Origin of the sequence: Paenibacillus polymyxa, assembly GCF_001719045.1 — a bacterium.
Taxonomy (GTDB): Bacteria; Bacillota; Bacilli; order Paenibacillales; family Paenibacillaceae; genus Paenibacillus; species Paenibacillus polymyxa_B.
On the sequence record NZ_CP015423.1, the window covers coordinates 3,277,258 to 3,292,744 of the forward strand.

Genomic DNA, 15,487 nt, shown 5'->3' on the forward strand with positions numbered 1-15,487 from the left:
CCCTGTAGAGGGATCAGGCGACTTTTTTTGTGATGAAAATTAACCTGTGGTTGGTTATTTCATTACATTTTGTGCCAGAAAGGCCGCGCTACTGCTGGATCATTGATTTTTTAAATGATGTTGATAGCATAATCTTAATTGATATATCCATATACTGGTGATAGGATGTATTCAAATTATTCCGACAAAAACGGTATGTAATGTTCATGAGAGGTTTTAAACATCAAACATGGTGAGAATAAGCGGGACAAGACCATGGAGAATGGAGGAAGCGCGCATTGAATACCGAACCTGTGTTGGAAATTAAAGGATTATCCGTCTCTTTTCGCATCAAGGATCAATATCACCCCGCAGTCGACCATCTGGATCTGACGGTCAACCCCAATGAAGTGCTGGCTGTAGTCGGAGAATCTGGCTGTGGCAAAAGCGCGCTGGCGCTTTCTATCCCGCAACTGCATGACATGGAACGCACGCGTGTAGAGGGAGAGATCCTTTTTAAAGGCACGGACCTGAACCGTCTTTCTTCAGGGCAAATGAACAAAATCCGCGGAGCGGGCATTGGCATGATTTTTCAGGACCCGCTGACAGCACTCAACCCGTTGATGAGCATTGGCAAGCAGATTGAAGAAAATCTTGATTATCATACGTCACTATCTATGAAGCAAAAAAGGGAACGTGTGCTGGAGCTGCTGGAAAGTGTAGATATACCGAATCCTGTGCGTGTGTATGATCAGTATCCGCATGAACTGTCAGGAGGGATGCGGCAGCGTGTGATGATCGCGATTGCCATAGCTTGCCGACCTTCTCTTATTATTGCAGATGAGCCGACGACTGCGCTCGATGTAACGATCCAATCGCAAATTCTCGACTTGCTCAAACAGCTTCAACAGGAGACTGAGAGCGGAATTATCCTGATTACGCACGATCTTGGTGTTGTGGCAGAAGTAGCTGACCGCGTGGTGGTCATGTATGCCGGAGAAATCGTGGAGAGCGCTGATGTTTTTGAATTATTCAGGCATCCACAGCATCCGTATACGCGTTCTTTGCTTGCTTCTATGCCGGGATCTCATACCAAGGGGGAATCACTGCATGTCATCGGCGGCATTGTTCCCTCATTACAAGATATCCCCCGCAATAGTTGCCGCTTTGCTCCGCGTATTCCTTGGATTCAGGAGAGAGTGCATGAAGACCATCCCCAACTAAATGAAATTTCCCCTGGACATTGGGTCCGTTGTACATGTTATCAGCATTTTCATTTTGAAGACGAGGCAAAGGGGGAGGCTGCTCATGGCACTACTAGAGTTAAATGATCTGAGGGTCCACTATCCGGTGCGCGGTGGTTTCTTCCAGCGTGTTATCGATCAGGTGAAAGCAGTGGATGGCGTGTCGATCAGCATTGAGGCAGGCCAGACATACGGGCTGGTGGGAGAATCCGGCTGTGGAAAAACGACGACAGGCAGGACGATCATCGGTCTAAATAAGCTGACGAGCGGACGGCTTCTGTTTAAAGGAAAGGACCTTGCAGCTCTGAGCCGTAACAATCGCCATCCACTGCGTAGAGATATTCAGATGATTTTTCAGGACCCATACTCTTCGCTCAACCCGCGTAAGCGCGTATTGGATGTCATTGCTGAACCGCTGCGAAATTTTGAAAGGCTGAGCAGTGAGGAAGAACGAAGGAAAGTACAGACGTTGCTGGAAAAGGTCGGCTTGAACGCCGATGCAGCCTACAAATATCCGCATGAATTTTCCGGGGGGCAGCGGCAGCGGATCGGGATCGCGCGTGCGCTTACATTAAACCCCAAGCTGATCATAGCTGATGAGCCGGTGTCGGCGCTGGACGTTTCCGTGCAGGCACAAGTGCTTAATTTTATGAAGGATGTGCAGCGGGAGTTTAATTTAACGTATTTGTTCATTAGTCATGACCTAGGTATTATCCGCCATATGTGTGACCAAATCGGTATTATGTACCGAGGACGTCTAGTGGAACAGGGGAGCGAGCAAGACATTTATGAGCGTCCACAGCATCTGTATACCCAGCGCCTTATTGCAACCATTCCCAATATTGATCCTACAAAACGACTGGAAAATGCCCAAAAAAGGCGAATGCTTTTATCCTCCTACAAAACAGAGCTACCCAAACATCTAGACGCGAGTGGAAAGCCGTTTGCACTAAAATCAGTAAGTCCATCCCATCAAGTCGCGCTACCATAAGGGGGGTACAGAATATGTGGAAATTTACACTGCGTCGGCTGCTGGTTATGATCCCTCAACTTTTTGCACTGAGCGTGCTTATATTTTTCCTAGCTAAGGCTATGCCGGGGGATGCCCTGACAGGACTTATTACTTCGACACCCAATCTGAATCCGGCCGCACTGGAAGAACAGCGACAAAAACTGGGACTGAATGATCCGGTGTGGGTGCAGTATGGGAACTGGCTCGTCCAGCTTGCTCACGGGGATCTGGGCAAATCTTATGTACATAAAATTAGCGTTACCGATCTGATTGGCAGCCGTCTGGGGAACACGTTCTTTCTGGGCGTAGTAATTCTGGTTCTGACGTATCTGATCGCCATTCCGCTCGGCGTACTCAGCGGTCGTTATCAGCATAGTCTGCTGGACAAAACCGTAGTGGGCTATACCTATCTCAGCTTTGCGACACCTCTATTTATACTCGCGTTGTTGCTGCTGTACGTATTCGGATTCAGGCTCGGCTGGTTTCCAACCAGCGGCAGTGTGGATGTAGGCGTGGAGCCGGGGACATGGTCATATTACGTGAACAAGTCGTATCATCTCATTTTACCGGCGGTTACAGGCGCATTGCTCAGTACAACGGCTACGATTCAGTATTTGCGCAATGAGGTCATTGACACAAGACTGAAGGATTTTGTGAAAACAGCGCGTTCCAAAGGGGTGCCCGAAGGTAAAATTTATTCCCGCCATATTTTCAAAAACTCTCTATTGCCGATTGCTGCCTTTTTGGGCTATGACCTGACGGGAGTAATTGCAGGCAATATTTTTCTTGAATCTATTTTCGGTTATCCGGGGTTGGGCCAATTATTTCTCCAGTCCATCACTCAACGGGATTTTTCAGTCGTGAACGCGCTGGTCATGATCTCTGGTTTCTTGGCGCTATTAGGAACTCTTTTATCTGATGTCATCCTCAGCAAAGTCGATCCCCGCATTCGAATTGAATAGCGAACAAGTCTAGAGAAAGGGAGGGATTATGGTGTCTATACAGGTGGAGGAGGTCTTCACGCCGGAAATCATTCGTAAATCACCATCCAGTTGGTCTGTACTGCGTCGTGAGCTGGTGCGTGACAAAATGTCCTTGGTTTCCATTGGCTTTGTAATTCTGTTCTTGATCTTTATATATGCCTCTGTCCTGTTTGTAAATCAGGATGTAGTCACGACAGTCGATTTGGGCGCGATCCGTGAAGCTCCAGGCTCAGTGCATTGGCTGGGGACAGATCGAGCGGGCAGGGATATTTTCGGTCAGCTGGTCATTGGAGCCCGCAATTCCTTCACCATCGGCTTTACGATTACATTGTTATCCGCCGCTATTGGCTTAACGTTAGGTTTGTTGGCTGGTTTTTATGGGGGACTGGTCGATAACATCATCATGCGAATCATTGATTTTATTCTGGTGCTTCCGTTTTTGATGCTGGTTATCGTATTTGTCAGCATTGTACCCAAAAGCGGCATAGGGTCCTTTATTTTCATTATGACTGCCTTTTTATGGATTGGGAAAGCACGTCTTATCCGGGCCAAGGTGTTGTCGGAGCGCGAACTCGATTATGTGCAGGCTTCCAAAACCCTTGGCACACCCAATTGGAAAATCATTTGGTTTGGCGTGCTGCCCAATCTTAGCTCGGTCGTGATCGTCAATCTGACCCTCAGCCTCGCGGGGAATATCGGGATTGAGACCGGGCTTTCTTATCTCGGCTTTGGCTTACCGGAATCTACGCCAAGCTTGGGTACACTGGTGAGTTATGCCAATGACCCGGATGTTTTGCAGAATAGCTGGTGGATGTGGTTGCCAGCCTCACTGCTTATTTTGGTGCTAATGCTGGCGATTAACTTTATTGGCCAGGCGCTCAAACGCGCCACGGATGCCAGACAACGATTGGGTTAACTGAAGTTCAAGGATAAGGACAATGACAAGGAGGGATTTACAATGGTTAAACACTGGAAAAAAGGAATTCTGCCTGTTCTATCTGCAATTTTGGTATTTTCACTGGCCGCATGCAGCGGTTCGCCTTCCGCTTCAAATGGAGGGAAATCGTCTGACGGTACAGGCGGCTCAGGGTCCGACAGCAAGCAGGTGAATGCGACAGCGCTGGCGAAGGCGGTCAAGAACGATAAGGCGCCGATTAAGGGTGGCATCATCAATTATGCACTCGTGTCTGATACCCCTTTTGAAGGTATTCTGAATCCTGTATTTTATGAAGGCAATCCTGATTTTGAAGTCTTCCAGTTTTTCTACCCTTCTATGTTTTCGATTGACTCCAATCTAAATATTGACGATAAAGGAGCGGCGACAATTTCCTTTTCCCCAGACAATAAGGCTGTGACTGTCAAAATTGATCCCAAGCTGAACTGGACGGATGGTAATCCCGTAACGGCAGAGGACTATGCTTTTTCCTATGAAGTGATTGGTCATAAAGACTATGAAGGTCCGCGTTATGATAGCTTTATGACCAACATTGTGGGCATGGAGGATTATCACGCGGGTAAGGCCAAAACCATTTCTGGCATCAAGGTGCTGAATGAGAAAGAGGTTACCATTCACTTCAAGGAACCTAATCCTTCGGTGAAATCGGGGCTTTGGTCTACACCACTGGAGAAAAAGGTATTTCAGAATATTCCCGTGAAAGATATGGCCGGATCTGATCCTGTCCGTAAAAACCCGATTGGCTATGGGCCGTTCAAAATTAAATCTATGGTCACAGGTGAATCTGTGGAATTCGTCAAAAATGAAGATTATTTCCACGGTGAGCCCAAGTTGGATGGCCTTCATCTGAAGGTGGTGAACCCGAATGTCATTACCGAGGCGCTGAAAAGTGGAGAAGTCGACTGGGCCAGCTATCCAACCACCCGTTACAATGAGGCCAGCAATCCGAAAAATGTACAGTTTCTCGGTCAGGAGGAATTATCTTATAGCTATGTGGGCTTTAAGATGGGCAAATTCGATCAGGCCAAGAATCTAAATATCATGGACCCGAACGCCAAGCTGGCGAACAAGTCATTGCGTCAGGCCCTCGGCTATGCGCTGAATAATGAGCAGGTCGGCAAGCAGCTCTATCATGGACTTCGGATTCCAGCAACATCCCTGATTCCGCCTGCCTTTAAGGGATATCATGATATGAATGCAAAGGGCATCACGTATGACCCGGACAAGGCGAAAAAGCTGCTGGACGAGGCAGGCTATGTGGATACCAATGGAGATGGATACCGTGAGGACCCTAAGGGCAAGGAACTGGTACTCCATTATGCAGCAATGAGCGGGGATGCGACAGCCGAATCGCTGGCGAAGTTTTATTTGCAAAATTGGAAGGATGTCGGGCTTCATGTCGAACTGGTGGACGGTCGTCTGCTTGAGTTCAATTCTTTCTATGACCGTGTGCAAAAGGATGACCCCGGCATTGATATTTTTGGCGGCGCATGGAGTACAGGTACAGATGTAAACCCTAGTGGGCTGTATGGACGCGGAGCCAGCTTTAACTACTCGCGCTTTACCAGTGAAGAGAATGATAAGCTGTTGCAGGAAGGGGTGTCTGTGAAAGCCTTTGACGACAATTATCGTAAAGATATATACAATCAGTGGCAGGCGTATATGAGCGAGGAGGCACCCATCGTACCGACGTTATTCCGCTACTCGTTAGAGGCAGTGAATAATCGGGTAGCCAATTACGATATTACTCGTGGCAAGGAGTATGATGCAGACACGTTTGCGAATATTACGTTGACTGCGGAAAAAGCAGAAGTAGCCCAATAATCTCAAAAAAGCGCAATAACCTGAAGAAGAAGCGCGAACCGGATGGATCCGATTTTGCGCTTCTTTTGACCTTTTCATGCAATCATTCTGGGGATTCTCGAAGGGAGAGAAGGAAGACGGAAATACGTCAGCTTCAATACTTCATTGCTGTATGCGAGGAACTACATTTTACGAAAGCTTCGGAAAAGATCGGAATCTCCCAACCCACGCTCAGCTTGCAAATCAAGGCGCTGGAGGAGGAATTGGGCATGACGCTTTTTGATCGTGCAGGTAAGAAGATTAAAATAACAGATGCCGGGAAGTTGTTGCTGCAACACAGTGCACATGCGCTCAAGGATTTGCAGCAAGCAAAGGCTTCCATTGAGGAGTTGCGCACCGAGCAACGCGGGAGTTTGCGGATTGGTATTGCATTACCGGAGCTGGAGGAGTCATTGCATGAAATGCTTATCCATTTTCATCAGTCATTTCCTAGAGTCAGCCTGCACATCCATCCATCATTTGATGTAACAGAACAGCTGCTGGATAACCGAATGGATGTTGGCATTACGCTGCATTCGGGTACGGATGAAAGGCTTGTCCAGCTTCCTCTTCGTACGGAGAACTACTGTCTTGTTGTTCCGGTAGAGCATGTGTTTTCCAACCGTTCTTCCATTACGCTGGACGAATTGAGGCATGTACCCTGGGCGATGCAGCCAGAGTGTCATCCCGGCAGGAGGCTGATTGAGAAGTGCTTCCGGGATCGCGGGTATCCCTTTGCAACCGTCTTGGAGACAAATTCCATACCTTCAATCCTGCACTGGGTGCAGGAGGGACTTGCCGTAACCCTACAGACGGAGTCCCTTGCGGCAGAATTGGATCGCTCACAATTTTGCACTGTACCTATTTTGTGCGGCGTGCTCCAGGGTCAGCTAGAGTTGATTTATCGGTCTGGCCGTTATCAGGGAGAAGCATTGAAGCGATTAATTGAAAAGATACAAGCTGTACTAACAGTGCGTTCCAACTAGTGGCAACGCTGATGAGTATCACGAGCTTTAATGTGTACGAACTTCCAGCCTGCGTGCAATCAGTGACATACTGTAATTGACAGCAAAGTACAGGAAAGCTGCGAACAGCAGGGCTGGAATGACAAAGGATTGATTTTGCCCACCGACAATCTGAATGTTATGCGTCAGCTCCGGCAAACTGATAATGACAGCCAGTGAGGTATCCTTGAATAGGGAAATGAACTGGCTGACAATCGGGGGCACCATGCGACGAAGCGCTTGGGGCAGAATGATATGCCATAAGGTTTGAGAGTAGCTTAGACCGGAGGAACGTGCGGCTTCCACCTGTCCTTTATGGACCGAATTCAGACCGCTGCGCACAATCTCGGCGATCATGGCTCCCTCGAAGATCGACAGGCCTGTAATGGCTGCCCACTTGAGGGAAATCGACAATCCGATGGATGGTAAAACCATACCGATGAAGAAAATAATGAGCAATAATGGAAGATTGCGAATGAGATCAATGATAAAGGCTGCAACCTGTGAAATGACAGGTAAGCGGGTATAGCGCAGGATGCCGAATAAGATACCGAGAACGAAGCTGAACACGATAGAGTAAATAGCAACCTCCAGCGTGAGCAGGAAGCCCTCCAGTATAAAACGCACATTAGGCCACACAAATAATCCACCGAAATCCATACGGGCTTCCCTCCTTAGGATGTTTTGGACAGACGCCGTTCCATATATAGTACAAGAAAGCTAAGCGGAACCGTCAAGATAAGATACAACAGCGCCGTGATGGCGTAGACTGTGATGGGCAGGAAGGTATCCGAGTTAATGAGGTCCGAGTAATACATTAGGTCCAGTCCGGCCACAATAGCCAGCACGGAAGAGTTTTTGACCAGATTAATGAATTGGTTGCCGATTGCAGGCAGTACAATTTTGATGGCTTGCGGTAAAATAATGCTGATCATCGTCTGGTTGTAACTCAACCCGGAGGACCTTGCCGCTTCAAATTGCCCCTTGGGCACAGATTGAATGCCGGCACGTATGGCTTCAGCAATAAAGGAGGCCGTGTATACGGTCAATCCAAGCGTTCCAGATACGAATCCGTCCAAAGGGATGCCCAAAGTGGGAAGCCCGAGATAAAAAAACAGTACGACGATCAGCAATGGGATATTGCGGATGACCTCTACATAGACGGTACCGATCCAGTTCAGCCATTTAAAAGGCGCAATTCGGAGGATGGCAATAATAGCCCCTAGAATAAAGCTTCCGATCAAGGCAATGACACTAGCTTGAACGGTATGAAGCAAGCCTTCTCTGAAACGGTCGCTATGATCAAAAAGTACGTTGATATCAAAAGTAAGCATCTGTGAATGTACCTCCTTATCCAGACCTAAGAAAGGAAGGAGCTCGCAATCGCGGCTCCTTCACAAGAATACTATTCGGGTTTAACCCCAAGCCATTGCTCGTGGAGCTTATCGTATTCACCGTTGCTTTTCAGTTCCTTGATCGTATCATTAATGGCTTGCAGCAGTTCAGGCTGTCCCTTCTTCACTGCAATGCCGTAAGGTTCCTCTGTGAAGTTCCCGCCTACAAGAATATAATTCGGATCTTGCTTCTGCATGCCGAGCAGAATAGAGTTATCGGTAGTTAACGCTTCTCCTTTACCTGCTTTGAGGGCGTTGAAAGCATCCTGATAGTTTTCGAATTCCAATATCGTTGCTTCAGGAGCTTTTTCACGGATATTTTTGGCGGAAGTAGAGCCTTTCACGGCGAGCACCTTGGTTTTTGGGGTCAGAGATTCCAGCCCGGTGATGGGGCTCCCCTTTTTCACGAGCAGAGATTGCCCGGCGTTAAAATAGACGTCGCTGAAATCAACCTGTTTTTTACGTTCATCCGAAATGGTCATCGTCGCGATAATGGCGTCAATGTCCCCGTTTTGCAATAAGGTGATTCGTGTTTTGGACGTGACCTCTTTTAGTTCAAGTTTGGTTTCATCGCCAAAAATATGTTTGGCTACAGCCTTAGCGATGTCGATATCAAAGCCTTCTACTTTTCCGCTAGCCGGGTCTTTCAGTCCGAACAGCTTGGTATCGTATTTCACACCAACGACCAGTTTGCCACGCTGTTTGATCGCTTCCAGCCCGTTGGCTGCTGCCGGCTCATTCCCCGACGTTGCCGCTCCTTCTTTGCCTCCACAGCCTGCCAAGACGAGCAGACAAGATAAAGCTACCAGCACCAAAGTACTCCATTGAAATCTTTTTCTCATCAGAACATTCCCCTTTCGATTTACGCTACATTGGTAGTCTGTTTAATGATGAATCAGACGGCTCAGGAACAGGCGAGCCCGTTCCTCACCCGGATTCTGAAAAAATTCGGCAGGTTGGCTGTCTTCCAAAATCTGTCCTTTATCCATAAAAATCACGCGGTCCGCCACTTCACGTGCAAAGCCCATTTCATGAGTGACAATGACCATTGTGATGCCCTGATGGGCGAGCGAGCGCATAACATCCAGTACCTCTCCGATCGTTTCGGGATCAAGAGCTGAAGTAGGCTCGTCGAACAACATAATTTTTGGATTCATCGCGAGCCCACGGGCGATCGCGACCCGCTGCTGCTGTCCACCGGACAATTGGGCGGGGTAGCTCTGTGCCTTTTCTTCGATTCCGACGCGCTTTAGATAGGTGATGGCTGTTTGAGTAGCTTCTTCTTTCGAGATGCCCAGTACCTTCATAGGTGCCAGTACAATGTTTTCAATCACCTTTTTGTGTGGATACAGATTGAAATGTTGGAACACCATCCCGATGTTGCGGCGGAAGGCATTAATATCAATCTTTTTGTCATGTACAGGGACCTCGTTAACGATCAGCTCCCCATCCGATATCGTTTCCAGACGATTGATGCAGCGAAGCAGGGTGCTTTTACCCGAGCCGGAGGGACCGATGATTACGACGACCTCGCCCTCCTTAATTTGAAGATTGATGTCTTTGAGTACATGGAAGTGACCATAATGCTTGTTGACATTGCGAAACTGGATCAGAGAGCTCACCCCTTTTAGACTTGGATACATAGCTTAGTAGACGGATTGACATGATCAAGCTCTATTAGAATTTCAAAATTTCTCTCATGATACTATAAGCTTACAATAAAAAACAAGATTTTATGTCATAAAACTTTACGCATAGTATATTTTGGTATGTCCTTTTGCTTGTTAACTGCTATTTATATGATAAAATCAAATGAATATTCACAATTTAATGTTATTTAATTTGACATGGAATAATAGCGTTCGACATGCCAAGGGAGAAACGTGACAAAAGCAACGCTATGTTTTACAGTAGGGAAGAAGGAATTTAGGGTAAAGGAAGGTTAGACAATGACGAAAGCTATTTCACCGCTAGTAACGGCATTGGGCATGGAGCCCCATCCAGAAGGCGGCTGGTACAAAGAGATGTGGAAGGCCCATTTCCAAATTCCGAAGCCTGTACTGCCGGATGTGTATTCCGGTCCGCGCTTTGCAGCTTCGTCTACGTATTTCTTGCTGCATCCGGGCGAGTTCTCCGAGTGGCATGTGGTCCATTCTGATGAGCTGTGGTTATATCATAGCGGAAGCCCTGTAGAGTTGAAATTGGGTGGAAGCGGAGAAGAGCCTGGTGAAGAAACTGTGATTATCGTCGGTGCGGATGTGGAGGCAGGACAGCATCCACAAGCACTCGTCCCAGGAGCAGTATGGCAAACGGCACGTCCGCTTGGGGATGAGCCCGTGCTGGTAACCTGTGTGGTTGCACCAGGATTCCACTTTGATGATTTCAAGCTGATTGCTAAGAATCCAACTGAATCATGATGTGAGCATTGGCGGGTGTATTTCTGTAATGAACAGGAATGGCCCGCCTGATTTATTTTTACTCATAGAAATAGGTACTTTAAAATGGCTTTAGGTGCTTAGTTTGGCCTGAACAATGAGACGATGGGTGGGGTTGACGAGAGGGTCACATGTAATCAGCGTGAGCAGCTTTTGTTTTTTGAAGCTTTTTAGAACAGACACGTCCGTAGGATCAACCACCTTCAGGCTATAAACGCTATATACATATTGGTTACCCCGAGTGTTGACAACAATCTTATCCCCAATCTTCAATTCATTTAGACGATTAAATAAACGTCCAGAGGTACGGGCCCGATGAGCAGCAATGGCGGCATTCCCCGCTTGTCCCAGCGTCCCCGTTTCCGGCATATGTACAGCCGCGTGTCTCATATTTATCCTCGTTGCGCCTTCCAACACAGGGAGCTTTAAAGCAATACGACTTATACTAATAGTGGCTATGGGAGTTTGTTCATTAGCGCTTGCCATGGGAGCAGGGGGTGGGGAAGTATTTTGTCGCGCTTCACTAACCGGAACTTCCGTAAGACGAGTAGACAAGCGAGCATAGCTGTCCGTAAGACTGGCGGTCCATAGCGCATCGCTTTTTCCTGTTGGTAGCTCGGCTGTTTTTAATAGCTTGCTTTGTTCCCGATCCTCATTCCATTCCGTCGCTTTAGGAAACAAAATAAAAAGTAAGCCTAACACAATGAATACGTAGGAAAGTTTACGCAGACGCAGCAATCTCGCCTCCCCTAAGCAAAGTACGGATTATACATACTTTTTAAAAAAATGCCCCATTCCCGGCTCATTCTAATCGGGAATGGAATGAGCCGGGAGATCAGGGCAGGTGATTAGTTTTATTTTTTGTTTGTCCGTCTGAATTTCAAAAATACGCCCCATATAACCATCGCTATGCCTGTCAAATAGAACGGAACGGGGCTGCTTTCACCTGTTTGGGGTAATTGATGGACCGCAGGTGTATCTTCCTGCTCTTCAGGTTCTTTCCCTGGAACCTTGAGACGGATCTTAGGTTCGGGATCGTCTTTCGAATCCACCGGAGGAGGAGGATCTTGATGAGGCATGACGGCTGGCAGTTCCGGCGGTATAGGCGCAGGTTCCTCCTGTGGAGGGACTATGTCCTCCGGAGACTTTGGCAATGACGGAGGGACGATTATAGACGGAATATCGGGTATTTCCGGATCTTTGTCATGTTTTTTACCTGAGCCTCCGGACGGGGGTGAGGGGTTTGGATGAGTAGGCGTTCCTGGTCCTGAGGGATTCGTGGGGTTTGTTGGAGTTCCCGGGTCTACAGGTGGTTCAGGGTCGTTTTTCTTTTCTTTACGATTGGTGATCACAACCCTCTTTACGCCAGAGCTTTGTCGCAGTGTTGCGTCTATTTTGATCTCAAGCTTGCCCTCGGTGATTTTATAGCCCTCCGGTGCTGCCAATTCTTCCAAGATGTAATCGTCATGAAGCAAGGAAGAAAAGATGATTTTGCCTTCCTGATTGGTGGTCTGAATGAGAGGGGCTCTTTTTTGACCTTTATCATAGAGCGCAAACTGTGCGCCAGGCAGTACCTTGTCAGGCATATCCTGATCTACCTTGGTCAGCTCAAGACTTTCGGTCACACCCCCGCCAGAACCGGAGCCGGAAGACGTTCGTACGATGATTTCCTGGCTGGTTTCCCGCAGTTCTGTCGTCAAGCGATCCCCCTCAAAGGCAACCTTATTACTCACCTTGGCTTTGTCTTCAGCATGAATGAACGATTGGTATTCAAGTATAAAAGCAGTGGAAATATCCTTAGCAAAAGTAAGTTCAAAAGTTTGCTGGCCTTGAGCATCTGTCTTGATATACAGCTTGTAATCTTGGTTTCTAATCAACTCGGTGCCCTTGGTGGTATTTCCGTTGGCAGCGATGATTGTAGAGTACAAATGAAAGGAATCCTCAATTAAGATTTGATTGCTGCTAGGCTGGTCTATAATTTTAGCATTGGATACATGGGACTGTCCTTCATTGATGCGGATGCTCCAGTCAATCTTATTTCCATTTTGTGTACCGACTTTAGATACATATTCTCCGCCATGGGGTACCGTGACTTGCGCTGCCCATTCGGAGACAGTTTTTTGTCCATCCAGTAGAAGGGCTTGATTATGGATTTCCTTTTCAATCAGTTCTCCTTCCAATGAAGTTTGAAAGGTAATCCAGTAGGGAGTCTGTATCTTATTTTTGAACTGGATACGCAATTCATTACCATTTTGCTCGGAGGGAGGAATAATGGTGTATTGATCTGCTGGGATTTCAGCCCCTTTTTGTACGCCATCCCACCATCCCAGCAAGGTCATATCGTATACTTTTACGGAGGCGGGCAGTAACTTCTGACCTTGCAACAAGGGGTCTCTCACTTCCGCGTGATTCAGGATCTTGCGATTGTAGTTAGCTTTAATGTCCCAGGTAATGAGCTTGGAGGTCGCATTATAGCTTCCTTGCTTGGCACCGTTTCGTTGTGTCATAAAGTCCGGCCAGATCGGGCACTCCACTTCTTGCGATGATCTTTCTCCGTCTTCAAACTGGTATTCTATATGGGATTTATTACGAAACTCGGGCTTCGTCGTATCCGTTTTCCAGTCATTATTATAGGTAGTTGAATACTTGATTGTATAAGCCTTCTGAATGGCTTTATGAAAAATGAGCGTAAATCCTTGTTTATAGTCCTGTGATAGCGGAATCAGCTCATAATCCGTGGGTGCACGTAGCTCCGTTGTTCCGTCAACACTTTGAATTTTTAGGGTGTCCGGTAACAAGGCCAAGCCCCCGTTTGGAAACACATCCTGAATGACAATATTTTTCATGATGTACAAGTCTGTATTGATGGTAATCACCCAAGGTATGATTTTGGTGTTGTAATTGGGTGTGTCATACATTTTAGTCATAACTCCGCTTATGATTTCCGTCGATACGATCTTCTGGGTTCCATCTGAGGTTATGATGTTTGTAACTTTTCCATTATCATAGACACGGCCTCTGGCTTGAGTCTGGTATCGGATGGTATAGGCTGAATCTACGTCGAAGTTGAATTGAAGTTTGAAGCCGTTGCGGTCCGGATAATCAACTGGGATGACAGTATACGCCCACGATGGGAGCTCTTCCAGTGTGTTTCCCTTAAATACTTTCAAAGAACCGGGCAGCAATTCTTGAGTTTTATTGAAATGATCAATTAAAAGAGCTTTGGCTTCGGGAATTTTTGTCTCGCTGAAGTTATATCTTATGGCCCACGAGAGTGTTTGTGTGGAATGATCATATTTTTCAACCTTTTTGGACAAAAATTCACCACGTTCCACCTGAACAGTAGCGGTAGCAACAACGTTCTCTATCGCATCTCCTGAAAGCGTTGCTGTGTTGGAGAAACGAGTTTCATCGCCAATAATACGCGTGGAATATTGAATCTGATAGGCCGTGTTAATGCTATCGTCTTGAAAACGAATCACAAACCCTGTCCTGGCTTGATCTGCTTCAATGGCATATTCACTTGCATTCACTAGGTCTCGAACAACGGTCGAGCCGTCGATATTGACTTGTAGATGATAGAGCCGGATAGAGTCTCTTCTGAGTTCCAACCCTGAAGGAATTGGATCGGTGATGAGGGCATGCTTTACGGTGTTTAGCTGTTTGTTCACATCAATGGTCCAGTCAATCTGATTGGTGCCAGCTATTTTCCCTTGTTTGCTTAGGGTTGGCCCTGACTGGGGTTTTACATTCACGATGACCGTTTGTACCCCGCCTTTGATCGGAATCGCAATGATGATCTCTGTACTGCCTTTCATCATCTCTTTCGTAAACTCGGTTTTGATTTGCAGTTTGCCGCTGACATTGGAATGATTCTCTACATATTGGTTAAAGGTCATGATCACCTTGCCCTGACGATCTACTGTGAAGTATCCCACGGTTCCGTCGGTAGTGACTAGTGGAGATGAGATATCAGTGTAGATGACAAACTGTTCTGGTAAATGAAAGGTGAAGGTGTCCCCTGACTTATAGGTATTGTCAGGAAGCTCCCATTCATAGCCTAGTTGGATGGCTGATCCGATGTCGAATTGGCTGTCTGGACTATATACCGCATCAATGACACGCCCTGCTTCGTCGGTCAGGCTCAACTTCGTTAATATGCTCTGCGGAGCTGCATCATGTTGAGACTTTGAACTGGTTGCTCCTTGAACGAAGGGAACCGTGTTTGAAGGAATCTCCCTAGGAGGTTCAAGGTTTGGGACAACGTATACAGCATCCGTAACGGTATGGTTAGGATCGGATACAGCACTCTGCGGCAGTTCTGGGGCTGGAGCATCTGCGTAAGCCAGCGTTACGCTGAAAAAGTTTTGGACAATGAGCAATAAGGCAATGATCATTACATTTATTTTTGTTCTCATGCTCCAAGTGATTCTCCTATTCATCGTAATATGGCAATGCTTCGGCGGTTATGTTTTTCCTTCCCTCCTCCTAGTTCGAAATTAGTATATTCAGCATGCTAGGCTGACATGACTATCCCAATAGAAAAAAAGCCCTGATCATAGCGATCAGGGCTTTCTTCGAGAGAGGTAAAGCAATTTGTGATGGATCTATGTAAAAAAGACATAATAAAAAGCTCGTT

13 protein-coding genes and 1 pseudogene are annotated in these 15,487 nt (G+C 46.9%); 8 read left to right on the forward strand and 6 right to left on the reverse strand.

What is annotated here, in order from left to right; translation table 11 throughout:
* The first annotated feature begins 278 nt into the window (after nucleotides 1-278).
* The 7 genes and pseudogenes from AOU00_RS14675 (at nucleotide 279) to AOU00_RS14700 (ending at nucleotide 7,001) form a co-directional block, all read left to right on the forward strand.
* Nucleotides 279-1,310, forward strand: coding sequence for an ABC transporter ATP-binding protein (locus AOU00_RS14675; protein WP_061831947.1), 1,032 nt, complete (start codon nucleotides 279-281; stop codon nucleotides 1,308-1,310).
* Complete coding sequence (locus AOU00_RS14680; protein WP_061831946.1) at nucleotides 1,288-2,214, forward strand: ABC transporter ATP-binding protein; 927 nt, start codon at nucleotides 1,288-1,290, stop codon at nucleotides 2,212-2,214. The genes AOU00_RS14675 and AOU00_RS14680 overlap by 23 nt, the downstream gene beginning before the upstream one ends.
* A gap of 14 nt (nucleotides 2,215-2,228) precedes the next feature.
* The gene (gene opp4B, locus AOU00_RS14685; RefSeq protein ID WP_061831945.1) at nucleotides 2,229-3,197 is read left to right on the forward strand and encodes an oligopeptide ABC transporter permease; all 969 of its coding nucleotides are present in this window, start codon (nucleotides 2,229-2,231) and stop codon (nucleotides 3,195-3,197) included.
* Nucleotides 3,198-3,225: 28 nt separating this feature from the next.
* Entirely contained in the window at nucleotides 3,226-4,134 is a 909-nt protein-coding gene (locus tag AOU00_RS14690; protein WP_013308435.1) for an ABC transporter permease, read from the forward strand.
* 42 nt (nucleotides 4,135-4,176) lie between these two features.
* Nucleotides 4,177-5,997 carry an oligopeptide ABC transporter substrate-binding protein gene (gene opp4A, locus AOU00_RS14695; protein ID WP_061831944.1) on the forward strand — a complete coding sequence of 607 codons (1,821 nt, stop codon included), beginning with the start codon at nucleotides 4,177-4,179 and terminating at the stop codon, nucleotides 5,995-5,997.
* A gap of 65 nt (nucleotides 5,998-6,062) precedes the next feature.
* Nucleotides 6,063-6,239: pseudogene (locus AOU00_RS27075) on the forward strand (LysR family transcriptional regulator); the annotation flags it as partial.
* Between the two features lie 6 nt (nucleotides 6,240-6,245).
* The gene (locus AOU00_RS14700) at nucleotides 6,246-7,001 is read left to right on the forward strand and encodes a LysR substrate-binding domain-containing protein (RefSeq protein WP_231109517.1); all 756 of its coding nucleotides are present in this window, start codon (nucleotides 6,246-6,248) and stop codon (nucleotides 6,999-7,001) included.
* 27 nt (nucleotides 7,002-7,028) lie between these two features.
* Here the strand turns inward: AOU00_RS14700 and AOU00_RS14705 are convergent, their stop codons facing one another.
* The 4 genes from AOU00_RS14705 to AOU00_RS14720 all read right to left on the reverse strand — a co-directional run bounded on the left by AOU00_RS14705 (nucleotide 7,029) and on the right by AOU00_RS14720 (nucleotide 10,056).
* Nucleotides 7,029-7,679: an amino acid ABC transporter permease gene (locus AOU00_RS14705; RefSeq protein WP_039270255.1), complete on the reverse strand. Its 651-nt coding sequence runs from the start codon at nucleotides 7,677-7,679 to the stop codon at nucleotides 7,029-7,031.
* 14 nt (nucleotides 7,680-7,693) lie between these two features.
* The gene (locus AOU00_RS14710) at nucleotides 7,694-8,353 is read right to left on the reverse strand and encodes an amino acid ABC transporter permease (RefSeq protein ID WP_023986681.1); all 660 of its coding nucleotides are present in this window, start codon (nucleotides 8,351-8,353) and stop codon (nucleotides 7,694-7,696) included.
* 71 nt (nucleotides 8,354-8,424) lie between these two features.
* Entirely contained in the window at nucleotides 8,425-9,255 is an 831-nt protein-coding gene (locus AOU00_RS14715; protein ID WP_061831943.1) for a transporter substrate-binding domain-containing protein, read from the reverse strand.
* A 42-nt stretch (nucleotides 9,256-9,297) separates the two neighbouring features.
* Complete coding sequence (locus tag AOU00_RS14720; RefSeq protein WP_165178777.1) at nucleotides 9,298-10,056, reverse strand: amino acid ABC transporter ATP-binding protein; 759 nt, start codon at nucleotides 10,054-10,056, stop codon at nucleotides 9,298-9,300.
* Nucleotides 10,057-10,362: 306 nt separating this feature from the next.
* On the opposite strand from AOU00_RS14720, the gene AOU00_RS14725 reads away from it, so the two are divergent.
* Nucleotides 10,363-10,830 carry a cupin domain-containing protein gene (locus AOU00_RS14725; RefSeq protein ID WP_013308442.1) on the forward strand — a complete coding sequence of 156 codons (468 nt, stop codon included), beginning with the start codon at nucleotides 10,363-10,365 and terminating at the stop codon, nucleotides 10,828-10,830.
* Nucleotides 10,831-10,920: 90 nt separating this feature from the next.
* On the opposite strand, the gene AOU00_RS14730 is transcribed toward AOU00_RS14725, so the two are convergent.
* Both AOU00_RS14730 and AOU00_RS14735 read right to left on the reverse strand, forming a co-directional pair.
* Entirely contained in the window at nucleotides 10,921-11,586 is a 666-nt protein-coding gene (locus AOU00_RS14730) for a class D sortase (protein ID WP_069290902.1), read from the reverse strand.
* 116 nt (nucleotides 11,587-11,702) lie between these two features.
* Nucleotides 11,703-15,266, reverse strand: a complete 3,564-nt coding sequence (locus AOU00_RS14735) for an LPXTG cell wall anchor domain-containing protein (protein ID WP_061831941.1) — start codon at nucleotides 15,264-15,266, stop codon at nucleotides 11,703-11,705.
* Nucleotides 15,267-15,487: the final 221 nt, after the last annotated feature.

Bases quoted from the DNA above. Each gene is read 5' to 3' on its own strand.
- AOU00_RS14680 (WP_061831946.1), top strand. From the start codon at position 1,288: ATGGCACTACTAGAGTTAAATGATCTGAGGGTCCACTATCCGGTGCGC.
- opp4B (WP_061831945.1), top strand. From the start codon at position 2,229: ATGTGGAAATTTACACTGCGTCGGCTGCTGGTTATGATCCCTCAACTT.
- AOU00_RS14690 (WP_013308435.1), top strand. From the start codon at position 3,226: ATGGTGTCTATACAGGTGGAGGAGGTCTTCACGCCGGAAATCATTCGT.
- opp4A (WP_061831944.1), top strand. From the start codon at position 4,177: ATGGTTAAACACTGGAAAAAAGGAATTCTGCCTGTTCTATCTGCAATT.
- AOU00_RS14700 (WP_231109517.1), top strand. From the start codon at position 6,246: ATGACGCTTTTTGATCGTGCAGGTAAGAAGATTAAAATAACAGATGCC.
- AOU00_RS14705 (WP_039270255.1), bottom strand. From the start codon at position 7,679: ATGGATTTCGGTGGATTATTTGTGTGGCCTAATGTGCGTTTTATACTG.
- AOU00_RS14710 (WP_023986681.1), bottom strand. From the start codon at position 8,353: ATGCTTACTTTTGATATCAACGTACTTTTTGATCATAGCGACCGTTTC.
- AOU00_RS14715 (WP_061831943.1), bottom strand. From the start codon at position 9,255: ATGAGAAAAAGATTTCAATGGAGTACTTTGGTGCTGGTAGCTTTATCT.
- AOU00_RS14720 (WP_165178777.1), bottom strand. From the start codon at position 10,056: ATGTATCCAAGTCTAAAAGGGGTGAGCTCTCTGATCCAGTTTCGCAAT.
- AOU00_RS14725 (WP_013308442.1), top strand. From the start codon at position 10,363: ATGACGAAAGCTATTTCACCGCTAGTAACGGCATTGGGCATGGAGCCC.
- AOU00_RS14735 (WP_061831941.1), bottom strand. From the start codon at position 15,266: ATGAGAACAAAAATAAATGTAATGATCATTGCCTTATTGCTCATTGTC.